This window comes from Paracoccus haeundaensis, assembly GCF_006239215.1.
GTDB classification, from domain to species: domain Bacteria; phylum Pseudomonadota; class Alphaproteobacteria; order Rhodobacterales; family Rhodobacteraceae; genus Paracoccus; species Paracoccus marcusii.
The window spans coordinates 1-1,205 of sequence record NZ_VDDC01000102.1 but is presented as its reverse complement, the minus strand read 5'-3'; the positions used below and the strand labels follow the sequence as shown (position 1 = coordinate 1,205).

The following is a 1,205-nucleotide window of genomic DNA, read 5'->3' as shown; positions in this document are numbered from 1 at the left end:
GGCCCGTGCTTGGCAGCGCGCCGGGGGGCGTTGTCGGCGGGACGCCGTTCGGGCTGGCGGGTCAGCAGATAGCCGGTTCCGGCGGCGGCCAGGAAGATGCCCAGCACCGCGCCCAGACCGATGCCGGATGCGGGCGGCCGGGGCGTGTGGCGGATGTGGTCGAGATGATCATGATGGGGCATGACGGTCCTTTCCCAAAGCTGTGCGGCACCGATGGTCCGGCGCCGCGATCATGGTGTTCGGTCAGATGGCCCGCATGGGCGGCGTCTGGCCGCGGGGGCGTTGGTTCCGGCGATCCAGCAGGCTGCGTGGTGGCTGGACGCCGTCGGGGGCAGCGTGTGCGGCGGCGTAACGGCGCATCAGGCGCGGTTCCGCGACCTGCGCGCGGCGCCGGGAACGAGGGGTGGCGTGTCGGGACGACGATGCATGGGCGGGCCTTTCCTTGTGTTCTGGGCCCGTGATCGAGCAGGGGTCCAACAAGGGGATGGCGCGAATGTTCCAGCCGTTTGCCTCATCGCCCCGACGGCAGGTCACGTCACCCACGGCCCGGCAGCGGCACCCCCCCGGTCGTGACAGCAGTCGGGGACAGGCCGGGCAGGCACAGGTCACCCGTTTCTGTCCGATCGTCGGCGGCGGCGGAACGGTGCGACAGGGCAACGGTCGGGCAGGGCATCGATTGCGCAAGGAACCCCGGTCGCGGTGATCGCCTTACGTCTGCACAGATGACAGATTCGTGAGCTTGCGGACCTGCCGACCCTGCCCATTACAGCGCTGGAGAACCACGTGCCCCGTACTAAGACGACCCTTTCGACAGACCAGAAGGGGACAGCCTCTCCGACACGATTTTCCATGGCGGAATGGAAGCAGATCCTTGTTCGCGTGAAGACCGAGATCGCCAGCGACCACATTTCGGTCGTGTCGGCGGGCATCGCGTTCTATGCGCTGCTGTCGGTGTTCCCGGCCCTTGCCGCGCTGATCTCGATCGCGGGTCTGGTGCTGGACCCCGCCGACATCGCCAGCCAGCTGGACACGGTCATGGCCCTGATCCCGGAAAGCGCCGGGGCGGTGCTGCAGGAACAGGTCCTGAAGGTCACCAGCGGCGATGAGACGGCGACCGGGCTGGTCGCTGCCTTTGGTCTGGCCATCGCGATCTATGGCGCCATGAAGGGCGTCATGACCCTGATGGAGGGGCTGAACATCGCCTA

2 protein-coding genes are annotated in these 1,205 nt (G+C 67.8%); one reads left to right on the top strand and one right to left on the bottom strand.

What is annotated here, in order from left to right:
* Positions 1-182, bottom strand: a 182-nt coding sequence (locus FHD67_RS20160) for a hypothetical protein (RefSeq protein WP_139599856.1), incomplete at its 3' end; no start/stop codon positions are given.
* A gap of 667 nt (positions 183-849) precedes the next feature.
* On the opposite strand from FHD67_RS20160, the gene FHD67_RS20155 reads away from it, so the two are divergent.
* Positions 850-1,205, top strand: a 356-nt coding sequence (locus FHD67_RS20155; RefSeq protein WP_139599855.1) for a YihY/virulence factor BrkB family protein, incomplete at its 3' end; no start/stop codon positions are given.